The sequence below is a fragment of the Terriglobales bacterium genome, assembly GCA_035624475.1.
GTDB lineage: Bacteria > Acidobacteriota > Terriglobia > Terriglobales > Acidobacteriaceae > DASPRL01.
In genome coordinates this window covers 1-15,884 of the sequence record DASPRL010000251.1, presented here as the reverse complement: position 1 = coordinate 15,884, position 15,884 = coordinate 1, and the positions used below count along the sequence as shown (strand labels likewise).

At 69.1% G+C, this 15,884-nt stretch carries 8 protein-coding genes; 1 reads left to right on the top strand and 7 read right to left on the bottom strand.

Features of this window, described 5'->3' with window-relative positions; translation table 11 throughout:
- The 4 genes from VEG08_10270 to VEG08_10255 all read right to left on the bottom strand — a co-directional run.
- The coding region (locus VEG08_10270) for a hypothetical protein (protein ID HXZ28369.1) at window positions 1-4,685 on the bottom strand (4,685 nt) is incomplete at its 3' end.
- The gene (locus VEG08_10265; GenBank protein ID HXZ28368.1) at window positions 4,678-5,607 is read right to left on the bottom strand and encodes a hypothetical protein; all 930 of its coding nucleotides are present in this window, start codon (window positions 5,605-5,607) and stop codon (window positions 4,678-4,680) included. The genes VEG08_10265 and VEG08_10270, both read right to left, overlap by 8 nt.
- Window positions 5,608-5,825: 218 nt before the next feature.
- Window positions 5,826-7,097 carry a radical SAM protein gene (locus VEG08_10260; GenBank protein ID HXZ28367.1) on the bottom strand — a complete coding sequence of 424 codons (1,272 nt, stop codon included), beginning with the start codon at window positions 7,095-7,097 and terminating at the stop codon, window positions 5,826-5,828.
- Window positions 7,094-7,474 carry a PqqD family protein gene (locus VEG08_10255; GenBank protein HXZ28366.1) on the bottom strand — a complete coding sequence of 127 codons (381 nt, stop codon included), beginning with the start codon at window positions 7,472-7,474 and terminating at the stop codon, window positions 7,094-7,096. Before VEG08_10255 ends, VEG08_10260 begins: the two co-directional genes overlap by 4 nt.
- A gap of 154 nt (window positions 7,475-7,628) precedes the next feature.
- On the opposite strand from VEG08_10255, the gene VEG08_10250 reads away from it, so the two are divergent.
- On the top strand, window positions 7,629-9,107 hold the full coding sequence (locus VEG08_10250) for an alpha-amylase family glycosyl hydrolase (protein HXZ28365.1): 1,479 nt from the start codon (window positions 7,629-7,631) through the stop codon (window positions 9,105-9,107).
- 4 nt (window positions 9,108-9,111) lie between these two features.
- On the opposite strand, the gene glgX is transcribed toward VEG08_10250, so the two are convergent.
- The 3 genes from glgX to VEG08_10235 all read right to left on the bottom strand — a co-directional run bounded on the left by glgX (window position 9,112) and on the right by VEG08_10235 (window position 15,793).
- Complete coding sequence (gene glgX, locus VEG08_10245; GenBank protein ID HXZ28364.1) at window positions 9,112-11,244, bottom strand: glycogen debranching protein GlgX; 2,133 nt, start codon at window positions 11,242-11,244, stop codon at window positions 9,112-9,114.
- Window positions 11,229-13,772, bottom strand: coding sequence for a glycogen/starch/alpha-glucan phosphorylase (locus VEG08_10240; GenBank protein ID HXZ28363.1), 2,544 nt, complete (start codon window positions 13,770-13,772; stop codon window positions 11,229-11,231). Before VEG08_10240 ends, glgX begins: the two co-directional genes overlap by 16 nt.
- Window positions 13,773-13,942: 170 nt before the next feature.
- Entirely contained in the window at window positions 13,943-15,793 is a 1,851-nt protein-coding gene (locus tag VEG08_10235; GenBank protein ID HXZ28362.1) for a hypothetical protein, read from the bottom strand.
- Between the last annotated feature and the right edge of the window lie 91 nt (window positions 15,794-15,884).

Sequence of the window (15,884 nt, the reverse complement as noted above, 5' to 3'; positions counted from 1 at the left end):
ATCGTCTCGGTGATGGTGGTGGAGGCGCTGCCGGTGGCCGGCCCGTTGTTGCTGACCACCTGCGAGTACACGACGTTGGTGCCGGCGGTGACCGGGTTGCCCGGACCGGTGTTGGTGACGGAGAAGTCCGCCTGGCCCGCCGCCCCGACTCCCACCACGCTGGTGGCGGAGTTGTCTCCGGGAACAGTGTCGAAGCTGGCCGAGCCCACGGTGGCGGTATCGGTGACCGACGCGCCCGAGTTCACCGTCACCTTCACGCTGAAGGCAGCCGCAGAGCCCGCGGGCGCCGTGGCGGCGGTGCAGGCGATGGGGCCGCTCGCTCCCACCGCCGGCAGCGTGGGGCAGGACCAGCCCGCCGGGATGACGATGGATTGGAAGCCCACGTTGGCGGGCAGCGTCTCGGCAAAGGTGGCGCTCACCGCATCACTGGGACCGCTGTTGCTCACCACCTGGGCGTAGGTGAGCGTACCGCCGAGCGCCACCGGACTGGGGGTCCCGGCGTTACTGACGCTCAGGTTGACGCGCGCGATCACCCCCGTGTTGCTGGTGGTGCTGTTGTTGGCAGGGACGGGGTCGGAGGTCGTTGAGCTCACCGAACTGCTGGCCGTGATGGTGGAGCCATCGGCGACGGAGGAGGCCACATTCACGCTGACCAGCAGGTTGACGGTCGCGCCCGCCGCCAGGGTGGGGGCGGTGCAGGTGATGGTGCCGGTGCCGCCCACCGGCGGAGTCGTGCAGGACCACCCCACCGGGGGCGAGACGGACTGGAAGGTGGTGTTGGCGGGGGTCGCCTGCGTGAAGCTGAGGTTGGCGGCGGTCGCCGGGCCGTTGTTGGTGATCGTCTGGGAATACGTGATGTTGTTGCCCGCCATGACCGGGTTGGGCGAAGGCACGGTCGCCAGGGCGAGATCGGCCTGGCCGGCGGCCGAGACGATCGTGGTCGCGGTGGCGGCGTTGTTGGCCAGGATGGGATCGTTGGTGATGTTGCCGGCGGTCACCGTATCGCTGATGGTGGTGCCGCTGGCCGTGCCCGGGTTCACCTTCAGCACGAGCACAAACAGGTCGGAGGCGCTGGCCGGATACGCCGTGTTCAGCGGATAGGAACAGGTGATGGCGCCGGTGCCGCCCACGGGCGGCGTGGCGCAACTCCACAGCCCGCTCGGAGTCATGGACTGGAAGGTGGTGTTGAGCGGGGTCGTCTGGCTCACGGTGATGGAGCCGCCGCCGGGCGGCGTGGCCGCAGCCGGGCCGCTGTTGAAGATGCCCTGGGTATAGGTGAGATTGCCGCCGGCGGCCACGGGGTTGGGAGCGACGGCGTTGCTCATGAACACGTCCGCGCCGGAGGCGCCCTGCACCCCGGTCGACACGGTGGCGCTGTTGTTCGCCGTGTTGTTGTCGAAGACCGACGAGACCGCGGAGACCGTATCGGTGATCACCGAGCCCCCGGTCACGGTGACCACCAGACTGAAGCCGGCGGAGGCCAGCGGCAGCAGATCGGCGCTGCTGCAGGTGATGGTGCCGCTGGACGCGCCGACCGCGGGCAGCGCGCAGCTCCAGCCGGCGGGCGCGGTGAACGAGACGAAGGTGGTGTTGGCAGGCAGGGCCTCCACCAGGGTCACGCCCGTGGCGTCGTTGGGGCCGTTGTTGGTGATGGTCTGCGTGTAAGTGAGGTTCGAGCCCGAGGTCACCGGGCTGGGAGCGGCGGAGTTGGTGACGGCCAGGTCGGCGGCCGGAGGACACAACATGACTCCCGCCACCTGGGTCAGGGCCGCCGTGGTGAGCACTACCCCGGGATTGCCGGCGGTGGAGCCGTAGGGCGTGGGTCCGCCCGTCAGCGTGCTGCCGTTGGCGCCGCCACTCACATCGGTGGCGGCGGCCGCGCCGGAAAGGACGATGACCCCGCCGCCGCCGCCGCCGCCCGGGCCGTGGCGCTGATTGAGGGCAAAGGCTTGGGTATTCCAGGCATCGCCGCCACGTCCGCCGTGCGCCTGCACGGTCAGGCCGCCGGTTCCGCCTCCCGCCAGCACCATGACGCTGCCGCCCGCCCCGCCGCCGCCGCCGCCGTCGTTGGCGGTGTTGTTGTAGGCGGCCAGCCCATTGGCGGTGATGGTGCCATTGCCGCTCAGGCTGGCGGCGCGGATCAGGACCATGCCTCCGCCCGGGGCGCCGCCGCTGGCCTGGTCGTCGCCGGGGGAGTTGTTGCGGGTGCCGGCGCCGCCCCCGCCTCCCAGCGCCAGCCGGCTGACGCTGGCCGGGAACGCGGCCCCGCCCAGGCCGCCTACCGGCAGGTTGGAATTCCAGGAATTGCCGCCCAGGCCGCCGGCGCCGCCGTTGCCGCCCCCGCCGCCGCCGGAGTTCTGATCATTGGCCGCGGGGTTTCCGTCGGTGCCGCCGCCGCCCGCATTCCCCGGCGCACCGCGGGCCGTGCTGCCGCCGCCGCCGGCGCTGGGATAGCTATCGGCGACAGTCTGCTGGAAGCTGCCGCCCACCGCCACCCACAAGGGAGTCCCGGCGATGCCCTCGCCCTTGCAGCCTTGCGCCCCACCCTCGACCACGCCGGTGTAGGTGGCGACCGCGGGCTGGACGTAGTCGGTGTTGGCGCCGGCTCCGCCATTCAATTGCAGGCCGCCAGCCCCTCGGAAGCCCAGGCCATCGACTCGAACCGTGGCGCTCCCCAGATTCAGGGTGCCCGCCACGTCGAAGGCGAGGATGCCGCCGGTGCGGCCGTTCCAGGGCAACGCCGTCAGGCTGGAACCCAGGGTGGCGGTCAGGTACTGGGGCACGCGCACCACCTGGTAGGTGTGGGGCGCGACATTGGTGGCAGCGGCGGTGAAGGTGTAGCCGAAGAGCAGACCGCCTCCAGACCCGCCGCCGCGGATCGGCACTGAGCCCGCCGAGACCGGGCCCGTGGCCAGCACATACTCGAAGCCGCCGCTGTTGTTCAGGCTGGTGGCGCCGGAGCCGGTGCTGCCGTCGCCGTAGCTCGTGGTGTTGCTGGAGTTGATGGCGGCGTCCTGCATCTGGATGACCAGCAGCAGGTCTCCCGCGCCGATGGGGGTGGCGGCGCCGGTCTGCAGCCCTACCGGGATGGAGGTCGCGCCCGCGGCCACGCTGGCGGTGCCGGCGTAGTAGGTGTTCACGATCCCGGCCAGGGTGCCGCCGTTGCCGTCTTTGCCCGCCCTCCCGCAGAGGCTCGCCTGCACGATGCCGCTGGCGGAGGCGGTGTTGTTGGCCGGATTGAAGTCGGTTTCCGTCTCGGTGGCCGTGCCCGAGAGCGGGTACACGCCGATGGCGGCGGCGCTGGCCACGATGGTCACGGTGGTGGAGGCCCCGGTCGCCAGCGCTCCCAGGTTGCAGACGATGTTGGTGGTGACGGTGCAATTGGAGGCCCCGAAGGTCGCGGACACGATCGCCAGGCCTGCCGGCAGCGATCCGGCCGAGGGCAGCGTGAGCACCACGTTGGTGGCCGTCGCCAGGCCGTTGTTGGTGACGGTCGCCGTATAGGTGAGGTTCTGTCCCAGGAAGACTGCGCCGGCCGTGGACAGGCCCACCGCCAGGTCGGGCAGCGCCGGGGGACGGATGGAGACTGCACCCACCTGCCAGTCGGAGGTGCCGCCGCCGATGGTCTCGCCCATGGGTACGCTGGGAGCGCCGGGATTGGTGTTGCCCTGGCCGCGGGCATCGGTGGCGTTGGCGCCGGAGCGGGCGTTCCATTGCTGGGTCTCGCCCACCGCGGCCAGCGTCCGGTTGCCCTGGACCGCGACCGCGTCGAGCACCAGCTCGCCGGTGGCACTGGCCACGTCGATGGAAGAGAGGGTACCGGCCGCGCCCTCGTTGTGCTGGAAGGGCCCGAGCGGGGCGGCCTGGTCTGTGCCGGTGAAGGTGATCGCGCCCGCGACGACCCGCACCGTCCCGGTACCGCCGGGGAAATTGACGGTGACCACGGTCGCGTTGGTGCCGGTGGCCGGGGCGATCCGGCGCCACATCTCGACCCGCTGGTTGTTGAAGGTGTGGGCGCCGGCAAAACTCAAGGCCGCTCCGTTATAGGTGACACCGCTCACGGTGGCGCCCGCGTTGCCGGAGATATTCATGGAGACGGCGACGACGAGCAGCCGGTTCGCGCCCGCGGTGGTGTGGTTGAAGGTGAGCGACGGGGCGCCGTTGGTCAGGGCGGCGCTCCCCGAGGTGGTGCTATCGACCGCCACCTGCGCCCGCGCCGTCCGCGGGACCGCCAAGGCGAGGAGCAGCAACAGAACGGCGGCCACCCAGGAGAGAGGCAAGCGGCGGAACTGCCGCCAGGCCGAGCGCAGGCGCCAGGCCAGCGGGCCCAGGTTACCGCCCCGGCGCCCGCCCCGCAGCGTCGTCACCACCTTGCCTACGATCTGGTGCGCCTGGACCGGCGCATCCGCTTCCTGGCTGGAGTCTCCGCGGGTGAGGAAGTTCCCGGCGGCGTGGTCGGCACGCAGCAGGCGGTGCGCTTTGAAGCGAGTGCCCTCGCGGAACAGGACGATGTCGCCGCGCCGGAGTTCGGCCGACGCGACCGGGCACACCTCCAGGATCTCGCCGTCGAGGATGGCGGGCGCCATGCTCTGCCCGCGGGCCCGGAATCGGAACGGCACTCCGCGAGCCGCCAACTCACGGATCATCTCTTCGAACACCGCCGTGTGCACCCGGTCTTCAGTCATGAAAGGTCTTCACTCTCTCCACCGCGCTCGCCTCGGCACGGAAGCGGAAGCGGTAACAGGGGAGGAGGTCGGCGATGCGCGCCACCACCGCCAGGGCTGCTTCCAGCCGCGGCGGGCTGTAGAAGGGGACAAACAGGCGCGCAAACAGCTCGGCCGCGGCCGCGCCCGGCGGCAGCAGCGTGATCTCGTTCTCCCGGCCGTGTTCCAGGATGAAGATGCGGTGCAGGCGGGCGGAGCCGGGGGCGGCATAGCATCCCTCGCCATGCCAGGGCGTACCGAACATGCGGATGCCCTCCGGCAGGACGCGCAGGATGACGCGGTCGTCGCTGAGCACCTCGACGCCGCTCCTGCCGGCCCACAGCCGCGCCGTGGTGGTCTTGCCCGCTCCCGAGTGTCCGACGAACAGATGGGCCCCTGACCCGGAGTCCACCAACCCGCAGCCGTGGATCTCGACCCCGGCGGCGCCGCTCAGGAGATGGGTCACCAGCAGCTCGTCCAGGGGATACTCCAGCGGGAACCAGTCCGCCGTCCGCGCCAGGACCGCGCGGCTGAGCAGGAGCTGGGCGCGGGAGAAGCCGCGATCCACCAGGAGCCGCTTGTACGGCAGCGGGTCGAGCGCGGGCGAGGCGAGATCGAAGGCCAGGCCTTCCTGGGTCTCGCGGGCGGTCCACACGGCGCCGGAATCGAACAGGGGCGGGCCCGCCGCGGGAGCGAGGCGCTCCACCCAGCCGGCCTGGATCTCGAGTTCGCACTGCGGCCGGTCCACCGCAAAGGGCTCCAGCGCCGGCGCCAGGCGGGCCAGGCGGGACTCCGCCGCGCTCAGGCCGAGGGAGAGGCCGGCCACCGCGAAGCTGGAGCGCCATGCCTCGGGGCGGCTCGCCGTTGTCGGCGCTTCACTCTGGCTCGTTGCCTGCAGGATCACCACATGCTCCCGGACCTACGACCCGATGGTCTTGCACAAGAGCGAAAAGCAACTGCTGGCCGCCGGCCCCGAGGTCGTCGAGGTCTTGCAATTGCCCAGCACCGCCTCTTCCGGACGCAAGGATATCGCCGTCACCGTGGGCGGCTCATAGGTCTTCCTGGGATGCCCTGTTGTCTCCTCGGGTTCCGTCGTGCGTCCTGGCATCGGCGTTCTACCTTTCAGTCGTGCGCGTGCGCGCCACAGCCGCAGCCGCCGGCGGTCACGGGAGAGTTGTTGAGCACAGGCAGCACAGGAGGAGGCGGCGCCCAGCCTTCGACGTCGACCTCGCCCACGCGAATGCGCTCGGCGGAAGCGCACAGCGCAGCATGGTGTTCCCCGCCGGGACAGCACTCGCAGGCGCCGTGCTCGGGGACCTCGAGTCCCAGCGCCCGGGCGCGCAAGTGGGCCACCTGGCAGAGGAAGGTGACCGGCGTCTCGGGATCGCCGTTCTCCAGTTCGCCGTTGGCGGGGCACATCCCGCACAGCGACTGCAGGCGGCAGCGGACGCACTTGCTCGGCCGCGTCCGCTTCTTCTCGCGCACCTTGGCCAGAAACCCTTCCCAGACCGCCTTCACACCCTCAGGGCGGAAGTCGCGCGTCTCCTGCTGCGAGAGCAGGCAGACCGACATCTGGCCGTAGGGGTTGACGGCGAACGAGCTCATGCCGCCGCCGCAGACGTAGACCCCGGGCTCGGCCTCCTCGGCCACCGGCTGGGCCATCTCCCGCTCCGCCATGACGCGGTACTCGCGCACCATGTTCGGCCAGGCGAAATCGAGCGCCACCACCTCTTCCGGCTGCAGGCGGATGGCCAGCGGGTTCTGGGAGCAATCGATGCGCGGATTCACCAGAGAATCGAACTTGAACTCCACCCCCAGCTCCTCCTCGGCGAAGCGCCGCATGGCCGAGATCTCGTGGCGGTTGATGCGGGTGGAGACGGTCTTCAGCTTCAGGGGAACGCCGCGCTCGCGCAGCAACTGGATGCCGCGGAGGCAGTGCGCGTGCGAGCCCGCCACCCCGGTCATGGCCTCGTAGGTCTCCCGCGTCCGCCCGTAGAGGGTGATCTCCACCACGAAGGGGGGCCATTCCGCGAGGTGGTCGGCGATCCTCTCGTGGATGAGCGTGCCGTTGGTGAACAGCGTGATCAGGAAGCCTTTCTGCTTGGCGTAGGTGTAGATCTCGAGAAAGTCGTGGCGCGCGAAGATCTCTCCGCCGGTGTAGAGCAGCCAGAGGCACCCAAGATCGGAGCACTCATCCAGCAGGCGGAAGTGCTCGGCGGTGGTGAGTTCGCGCTCGCGGGCGGCGCGGTCCGCCATGGGCAGATTGTTGTAGCAGTGGAGGCACCCGAGCGGACAGCGGCGCGTGACCTCGATGGAGACTTCCAAGGCCTCGCGGCGGCCGGCAAAACGTTGGTGGATGGAACGGCTGAATTCGCCGTACGACTTCGAGATCATCCCTTCCCCTCCGCGGGTTCGCGGGGAGAGGGTCTTGGATCGGCGGGCGCTGGGGCGCATTGCACCAGGCCCAGTTGGCTCATCTCGCGCAGGAAGCGCTCCACGTCGGCAACCACATCGCGTCCCGCCAGGTCATAGGCCTGTTCCAGGACGCCGGCCAGATCGGCGGCGGTCTGTTCCGCAGCCAGGGCTTCCCAGAGCGTGGCGCCGCTGCCATTCAGGCTGTAGAGGCTGGTGAGATCGCCCACGCCGCGCCGCACCGGCACGATCAGCAGCTCACCGCCGATCCCGCGGGCTACTACGGAACGGGAGCGAACGAAGCGGGCGGGGGATACGTGCGGGATGGGTCTGGAATCGCGCGTTGCATTGCTAGGCATGGTTCTCCCGCCACGAAGGAGCCAGGCTAATAAAGTGCCCGCATTATAGCATCGGAACCCAGCGATCAGGGCGGTCGCTCGGGCCCAGGATTGCAATCCGGGGAGGGCTCCGGCTAGCCTCTAGGCGGGAGCAGAGCTTGACCGCGGAGGCGAGATGGCGGCAGCGACCAATCCCGCGCTTTACCAGATCAACACGCGCGTCTGGCTGACGGAATTGGGCCGCGGCCGGGGCCGCCCCGCTACCCTCGACGACATCCCAGAGACTGAGCTCGACCGCTTCGCTCAGATGGGCTTCGACTGGCTGTGGTTCCTGAGCGTCTGGCAGACCGGCCCGGCGGGAGGGCAGGTCTCGCGCAGCCGCCCGGACTGGCGCAAGGAATTCCAGGAAGTCCTGCCCGACCTCCGCGACGAGGACATCGCCGGCTCGGGCTTCGCCATCACCGGCTACAGCGTGCCGCCCGGCTTGGGCGGCGACCCCGCTCTCGCCCGCCTGCGCCAGCGCCTGCGCCGGCGCGGCCTGCGGCTGATGCTCGACTTCGTCCCCAACCACACCGGGCTGGACCATCCCTGGGTGCAGGCCCATCCCGAGTACTACGTCGCCGGCAGCGCCGCCGACCTGGCGCGTGCACCGCAGAACTATGTCCGCGTCCAGAGTCCGCGCGGGGAACTGATCCTGGCGCACGGGCGCGATCCCTACTTCGACGGCTGGCCGGATTCGCTGCAGCTCGACTACAGCAACCCGGCGACTCAGGAGGCGATGCTGGCGGAGCTGGTGAAGGTGGCGGGGCAGTGCGACGGGGTGCGCTGCGACATGGCCATGCTGCTGCTACCCGAGGTCTTCGAGCGCACCTGGGGCCGGCGGGCGGAACCCTTCTGGCCGCGCGCCATCCAGCGTGTGCGCGCGCAGTTTCCGGAGTTCTGTTTCCTGGCAGAGGTCTACTGGGACCTGGAATGGACGCTGCTCGAGCAGGGCTTCGATTTCGCCTACGACAAGCGGCTCTACGACCGGCTGCGGACGGGCCAGGCGCGGCCGGTGCGCGAGCATCTCCAGGCCGGGCTGGACTACCAGCGGCATCTGGCGCGCTTCCTTGAGAACCACGACGAGCCCCGCGCCGCAGCCGTGTTCCCGGCGGGGATGCACGAGGCCGCCGCCACCATCACCTTCCTGACGCCCGGCCTCCGCTTCTTCCACCAGGGCCAATTCGAAGGCCGGCGTAAGCGCATCCCGGTGCACCTCATCCGCGCCCCGGAGGAGCCGGCGGACCCCGTCCTGCGGCGCTTTTACGAAGACCTGCTGGCGGTGCTGCGGCGGCCGGAGGCGCGGGAAGGGGAGTGGCGGCTGCTGGAGTGCGTGCCGGCCTGGGAAGGCAACGGCTCGCACGATGCCCTGATCGCCTTCGCCTGGCAGGACGCCGGCGGCGAGCGCCTGCTGGTCGCGGTCAACTACGCCGCGCACCCGACCCAGGGCTACGTGCGCCTCCCATTCCCCGGGTTGGGAGGACGGCGCTGGCGGCTGCAGGACCTGCTGAGCGAGGCCCGCTACGAGCGCGACGGGAATGACCTCGCTGCTCGCGGGCTCTACCTCGATGTCGTCCCGTGGCAGCAGCACGCCTTCGCGCTGCTTGCGGAGTAGGCCCTCACTCGCCGGGCCGCGCCAGCAACATGACCACGGAACGGGGTGCGGCGCGGTAGGAGTGTCCCACGACCGTGGGCGTGGACTCCCAGGGAACGATGTCGTGGGGCGGGTCGAGCGAGGTATCGATCCAGCGGCGCCAGGGGTTCGGGTCCGGGCTCGCGACCGCCGGCAACTCGAAGTCGAGCGCCTCCCAGTAGGCGTTCATGATGAGGTGGAAGACCAGGGGCTCCCACCGGATCTCGACGCCGAAGACCAGCGAGTGGGAGTGCTCACTCCAGTCGGGCTGCCAGAGCCGGGTGCCGTGCCAGGCCGTCCGCGACTCCCCCAGGAGCTGGTTCAGGCTGAGGCGGCGGCGTTCGGCCTCCAGGGGGCGCCGCATCCGCCGCTCGATCAGCATGCTCACGAAGCGGCGCACGTCGGCGTGCTTCTCCAGCAGCGACCAGTCGAACCAGGTGCTTTGGTCGTCGCGGCAGTAGGCGTTGTTGTTGCCGCCCTGGGTGCGCCGCACCTCGTCGCCCATCTGGATCATGGGCATGCCCACCGAGAGCAGGGTCAGGGCGAGGAGGTTCTTCACCTGGCGATTGCGCAGTCGTTCCACTGTAGGGTCGGCGGCCGGCCCTTCGACGCCGCAGTTCCAACTGCGATTGTCGTCGGTGCCGTCGCGGTTGTCCTCGCCGTTGGCCTGGTTGTGCTTGTGGTCGTAGGAGACCAGGTCATTGACGGTGAAGCCGTCATGGCAGGTGACGAAGTTGACGCTGTGCTCGGCTTCGCGCTGCTTGTGGCCGTAGATCTGGGGGCTGCCCAGGAAGCGGTCGGCCAGGCGCCCCACCGTGCCTTCCTGGCCGCGGACGAAGTCGCGCACGTCGTCGCGAAAGCGCCCGTTCCACTCGCGCCAGGCATCACCGACGAAGCTGCCTACCTGGTAGAGGCCGGCGGCGTCCCAGGCCTCGGCGATAAACTTGGTGCCGGCCAGCGCGGGATCGGACTCGATGTCCCACAGCACCGGCGGGTTGGGCAGCACTTGGCCGGAGGAATCGCGCGCCAGGATGGAGGCCAGGTCGAAGCGGAAGCCGTCCACGTGCATCTCCTGGACCCAGCGACGCAGGCTGTCGACGATCATGCGGCGGACGATAGGGTGGTTGGCGTTGAGGGTGTTGCCGCAGCCGGTGTAGTTGGCGTAGTACGACCGGTCGGCCTCCAGGATGTAGTAGGCGCTGTTGTCCAGCCCGCGGAAGCAGAAGGTCGGCCCGTCGTGATTGCCTTCGGCGGTATGGTTGAAGACCACATCGAGGATGACTTCGAGGCCGGCGCGGTGCAGCGCCTTCACCAGGTCGCGGAACTCGTCGTTGGGGCCGAGCCGCTCCGGGCGCGAGCTGTAGGCCTGGTGGGGCGCGAAGAAGGAGGCGGGCGCGTAGCCCCAATAATTGACCGAGCCGGGCGGACAGTCCTGGGCGTCGAACTGGAAGACGGGCAGCAGCTCCACCGCGGTGATGCCCAGTTGCTGCAGGTAGGGGATCTTCTCGATCAGGCCGGCGAAGGTGCCGCGCCTCCTTTCCGCGACCCCGGAGTTGGGATTCCGGGTGAAGCCGCGCACGTGCATCTCGTAGACGATGGTGCGGGTCGCCGGCCGCCGCAGGGGCGCGTCGCCCTCCCAGTCGTAGGCTCCGGGATCCACCACCACGCTCTTCATGGCCGTGGCAGCGTCGTCGGCGCCCCAGCGAGCTTCGCGGCTGTAGCCGCGCGGCACGGCCACGCCGCGGCCATAAGGATCGAGCAGCACCTTGGAGGGATCGAAGCGCAGCCCCCGCGCCGGATCGAAGGGCCCGCTCGCGCGATAGCCGTAGAGCTGTCCCGGCTCCAGCCCGGGCACGAATAGGTGCCAGTAGTGGTAGGCGCGCTGGGCCGCGGGATCGATGGAGAGCACGCGCGCGGGGCGGGCGTCGTCCTCCTGGTCGAAGAGCAGCAGCTCCACGGCGGCGGCATGGCGCGAGAAGACGCTGAAGTTGACGCCGCCTTCGCCGACGGTGGCGCCCAGCGGGGAGCTGCGGCCGAGCGGCTGCGCCCCGCCCGGCGGAGGCGTCGCCGGCTGCCGCCGCTCCGCCACGGCCGAAGGCGTTTCTAGGGCACCGGGCATGGCTTGACCTTCCAGATCTCGGTGGCGTACTCGGCGATGGTGCGGTCGCTGGAGAACTTGCCGGAGGCGGCCACGTTCAGGATGGCGGTGCGCGCCCAGGCGTCGGGATCGGCGTACAGCTCGCACAGCCGCTGGTCGGCTTCCAGGTAGAAGGCGAGGTCGGCGAGGTGCATGTAGAAATCCTGCTCCAGCAGGACGGGGCGCAAAGGCTCGAAGACCCCGGGTTCGTTGCGGTTGAAGTGGTCGGAGAAGATCAGGTCGAGGGCGGCGCGGGTCTCGGGCTCGCGCTCGTAGTGCCAGCGCGGGCTGTACCAGGCGCGGCTGCCCGCTACCTGCTCGGCGGTGAGGCCGAAGAGAAAGAGGTTCTCTTCACCGGCTTCCTCGGCCATCTCGATGGTGGCGCCGTCGCGGGTGCCCAGGGTCAGCGCCCCGTTCATCATGAACTTCATGTTGCTGGTGCCGCTGGCCTCGTAGCCGGCGGTGGAGATCTGGTTGGAGACGTCGCTGGCGGGGATCAGCCGCTCCGCCAGGGAGACGCAGTAGTCGGGCAGGAACAGGACCTGCAGGCGGCCGCGGGTGGCGGGGTCGCTCTCGAGGGTCCCGGCCAGGTTGTGGATGAGCTTGATGATGAGCTTGGCCAGGCGATAGGCGGGCGCGGCCTTGCCGGCGAAGAAGAAGGTGCGCGGCTCGACCGCGAGGCTGGGGTCCTGCCGCAGCCGGTTGTACCACACCACGATGCGCAGCGCGTTCAGCAGTTGCCGCTTGTACTCGTGGATGCGCTTGATCTGGCAGTCGAAGATGCTGTCGGGATCCACGGCAAGGCCGGAGGTGGCTTGCAGCCAGGCGGCGAACTGCCGCTTGGCGTCGTGCTTGGCCTTGAGGAAGGCGGCGCGGAAGACCTTGTCCTCGGCCAGGGGCTTGAGGCGGGCGAGCTGCGCCAGGTCGCGGATCCAGCCCTCGCCGATGCCGTCGGTGATGACGCGGGAGAGCGCCGGATTGGCCAGCAGCAGCCAGCGCCGCGGGGTCACCCCGTTGGTCTTGTTGTTGAAGCGCTCCGGGTACATCTCGGCCAGGTCGTGGACGGTCATGGAGCGCAGCAGGTGAGAGTGGATCTCGGCCACGCCGTTGGTGCTGTGCGATCCCACGATGGCCAGGTTGGCCATGCGCACCTTGCGCGGCGCGCTCTCCTCGACCAGGCTCACGCGCGACACCTTCTCGTCGTCGCCGGGAAAGCGCTGCCGGACCTCATCGAGCAGCCGCCGGTTGATCTCGAAGATGATCTCCAGGTGGCGCGGCAGCATCAGCTCGAACCAGGCCAGGGGCCACTTCTCCAGGGCCTCGGGCAGCAGAGTGTGGTTGGTGTAGGCCAGGGTCCTGCGGGTGAGCTCCCAGGCCTGCTCCCAGCCCAGTTGCGCCTCGTCCAGCAGGAGGCGCATCAATTCGGGCACGGCCAGGGTGGGATGGGTGTCGTTGAGCTGGATGGCCACCTTCTCCGGCAGCGCCTCCCAATCGTTGCCGGCGCGGCGGAAACGGCGCACCAGGTCGGCCAGCGAGCAGGCGACCAGGAAGTACTCCTGCAGGAAGCGCAGGCCCTGCCCCATGCTGGTGGAGTCGTCGGGATAGAGCACGCGGGTGACGGAGTCGGCGGCCAGGCTCTCGGTCATGGCAGCCACGAAGTCGCCGCTCGAGAACTCCTGGAAGTCGAAGAAGTCGGGGGCCGCCGCCGCCCACAGCCGCAGCGTGTTGATGGTCTTGCCGCCGTAGCCCACCACCGGGCGGTCGAAGGGGATGCCGAGCACGCTCGAAGGGCGCGCCGAGACCACGCGCAGGCTTCCGCCGTGCAATTCGAAGGAGCAGTTCAGTTTGATCTCCACCTGCTCGTCCAGGCGCCTCACCTCCCAGGGATCGGGATGGAGGAGCCAGTGGTCCGGCCGCTCCTGCTGCCATCCGTCCTGGATGGCCTGATGGAAGATGCCGTACTCATAGCGCAGGCCGTAGCCCATGGCGGGGATGGCGAGCGTGGCCATGGAGTCGAGGAAGCAGGCGGCCAGGCGCCCCAGGCCGCCGTTGCCCAGGCCGGCTTCGGGCTCCTGCTCGACCACCTCCAGCCAGTCCAGGTTCTTCTGCCTGATGGCCTGCTTGACGATGGGATCGAGCAGCAGGTTGGTGAGGTTGTTGGCCAGCGAGCGCCCGAGGAGGAACTCCATGGAAAGGTAGTAGACCCGCTTGGCGTTCTTCTGCCGGTAGGTGCTCTCGGTGAGCAGCCAGCGCTGCGAGAGGAGGTCGCGCAGGGAGCGGGCGCAGGCCTCGTAGCGCTCGCGCGCGCCCGCCGCCTTCACGTCCACCACGTTGTCGAAGAGCAGGTGGCGCTCGTAGAGGGCGTTGGCCTCGCCCGAGAACTGCACCGGGCCGCAGCCGTACTGCCGGAGAAGCCGTGCCAGGCGCTCGGATTCCGGCGGCTGGGGAAACGCCGTCACCTTCGGCTTGCTCGCCGTGCCCTGCTTGTTGGCCGTGTTTTTCGTGTTCATGGGGTGTCCTCCGCCGGACGCTGCGACCCACACCAATGCCTGCTGCCCGCAAGGGCCGGCGCTCACACTTGCAGGTTAGGAGTGGGAAGGCATACCGGCCAACTGGCAAAAATCCTAGTGGGGGCGCGCCGCCCGGGAGGCGGCTCGGACCGGTCGAGTACTCGCGTGGGCTATCCCGTCACCTGCTCGCGGGTCATGTGCGCGGCGAGGTCGTCTTTGGAAACCTCCAGAGCGTCGGCCGGCTGCAGGCGCGCGAACAGGTCCAGCACCCGCGCGATGAGTCCCGTCCATCCGGTCTGGTGGCTGGCCCCGACTCCTTCGCCGGTGTCGCCGTGGAAGTACTCATAGAACAGGATGTAGTCGTTCCAGTTTGGGTCCTCCTGGAACCTCTTGCTTCTGCCGTAGACCGGCCGCCGGCCGTCGGCTCCGCGCAGGAAGGTGCTCGCCAGCCGGCGCGCGATCTCCTGGGCCACCTCGAACAGGGTCAAGAAGCGCCCCGAGCCCGTCGGGCATTCCACCTTGAAGTCGTTGCCGTAGAACTGGTAGAGGTTGATCAGGGCGCGCAGCAGCAGGGCGTTCACCGGCATCCACACCGGCCCGCGCCAGTTGGAGTTGCCGCCGAACATCCCCGTGTTGGACTCCCCTGGCAGGTACTGCACCTTGTATTCCTGCCCCTCGACCTGGAAGACGAAGGGATGCTGCAGGTGGTAGCGGGAGAGCGAGCGGATGCCGTGCGGGCCCAGGAACTCGCTCTCATCCAGCATGTAGCGCAGGATCTTCTCGATCTTCTCTCGGTTGCAGACCGAGGCCAGCCGGCGGTTCTTGTAGCCCACAAAGCTGCCGTCGGCCGGGGCGATATGCGACAGCAGTTCCGGATAGCGTTTCCGGAAGACCTCGACGAGTTCCGCGATCCTGGGATTGTGCTGCACGATCGAGCGCTCGAAGACGGTGGAGGCGCACAGCGGCAGCAGCCCCACCAGGGAGCGCACCTTCAGGCGCATGGCGTTGCCGTCGGGGAAGTGCAGGAGGTCGTAGAAGAATCCTTCCTTGGTGTCCCACATCTCGTCGTGGTTCTCCCCGATCCGGTCCATGGCGTAGGTGATCCAGAGAAAATGCTCCATGAAGCGGAAGGCGATCTCCTGGTACATGGGATCGTGTTCCGTGAGGATCAGCGCGATCTCCAGCATGTTCTGGCAGTAGAAGGCCATCCACGCCGTGCCGTCGGCCTGGTCGAGGTGCCCGCCGGTGGGGAGCTGGGCGCTGCGGTCGAAGATGCCGATGTTGTCCAGCCCGAGGAAGCCCCCAGCGAAGACGTTCCTGCCTTCGGGGTCTTTGCGGTTGACCCACCAGTTGAAGTTCAGCATCAGGCCCTGGAAGGAGCGCTCCAGGAAGCGCAGGTCGGCGCGACCGAGCGTCCGCTCCATCTTGTACAGATAGAGGGTGGCCCAGGCATGCACCGGCGGATTGACGTCGCTGAAGTTCCACTCGTAGGCCGGAATCTGGCCGTTCGGGTGGAAGTACAGGTTGCGGAGCATCAGCAGGAGCTGGTCCTTGGCGAAGTCGAAATCCACGAGGGCGAGGGCCACGGTATGGAACGCCAGGTCCCACGCGGCGTACCACGGATATTCCCACTTGTCCGGCATCGAGATGATGTCGGCGTTCAGCATGTGGAACCACTCGGTGTTGCGCACGCCAGGCCGGGCCGACTCGAGTAGTGGATGGCTCTTGTGCTCGCTGAGCCACTGCTCCAGATCGAAGTAGTAGTACTGCTTGCCCCACAACATGCCCGCCAGCGCCTGGCGGTGGAGGCGGCGCTGGTCCTCGCTGAGCGCCGGCGGCGCAATCCTTCGATAGAACTCGTCGGCGTCGCCGATCCGCGTGCTGAAGACGGCGTCGAACGCGTTGAAGGCCTTCTCCACCGAGGCCTTGGAGAGGCGCAGGCGTACCGTCTGACTGCCGCCGGCCGGCACGTCCAGCGTGTAGTGGGCCGCGGCCTTGGTTCCCGTGCGGGCTGGATTCACGGCGTCGCCGCGACCGGACACGACCGAGGCGTGGAACGCGTCCTTGACGTACGGGGAGGGGTTTGGTTGGCCCCAGAGGCGCTCCGCGTTG

Excerpts from the sequence above, each read along its gene's own strand:
- glgX (HXZ28364.1), bottom strand. The coding sequence starts at position 11,244 with ATGCCCGGTGCCCTAGAAACGCCTTCGGCCGTGGCGGAGCGGCGGCAG.
- VEG08_10240 (HXZ28363.1), bottom strand. The coding sequence starts at position 13,772 with ATGAACACGAAAAACACGGCCAACAAGCAGGGCACGGCGAGCAAGCCG.
- VEG08_10250 (HXZ28365.1), top strand. The coding sequence starts at position 7,629 with ATGGCGGCAGCGACCAATCCCGCGCTTTACCAGATCAACACGCGCGTC.
- VEG08_10260 (HXZ28367.1), bottom strand. The coding sequence starts at position 7,097 with ATGATCTCGAAGTCGTACGGCGAATTCAGCCGTTCCATCCACCAACGT.
- VEG08_10255 (HXZ28366.1), bottom strand. The coding sequence starts at position 7,474 with ATGCCTAGCAATGCAACGCGCGATTCCAGACCCATCCCGCACGTATCC.